Consider the following 299-nt stretch of genomic DNA (forward strand, 5'->3'; position numbering starts at 1 on the left):
GGCTGCGGCGGGTCGCGCCGGGTGGCTGCGGCGTGCGTGCGGCGGTGCGGGGAGGGTCGGCCAGGGTCGTCATCCGGCTCACGCGCCCGACGTCTCGAGCAGGGACTCGGGCGTGGCCGCCGGCCCGGTCGTGTCGACGACCACCCCGTAGCGCAGGAAGACGACCCGGTCGGCCCAGGCCGCGTGCCGGGCCTCGTGGGTGACGAGCAGGCCGGCCGCGCCCTGGTCGCAGCGGCGCCGCAGGACCTGCAGGATCGCCTCGCCGGTGACCGAGTCCAGGGCGCCCGTGGGCTCGTCGG

At 78.6% G+C, this 299-nt stretch carries 1 pseudogene; it reads right to left on the bottom strand.

The features are described from left to right. Nucleotides 1-78 precede the first annotated feature (78 nt). Nucleotides 79-299 (bottom strand): annotated as a pseudogene (locus B4K29_RS06420) (ABC transporter ATP-binding protein); the annotation flags it as partial.

The organism is Arsenicicoccus sp. UBA6765 (assembly GCF_002453335.1).
In the GTDB taxonomy this organism is placed as follows: Bacteria; Actinomycetota; Actinomycetes; order Actinomycetales; family Dermatophilaceae; genus Arsenicicoccus; species Arsenicicoccus bolidensis.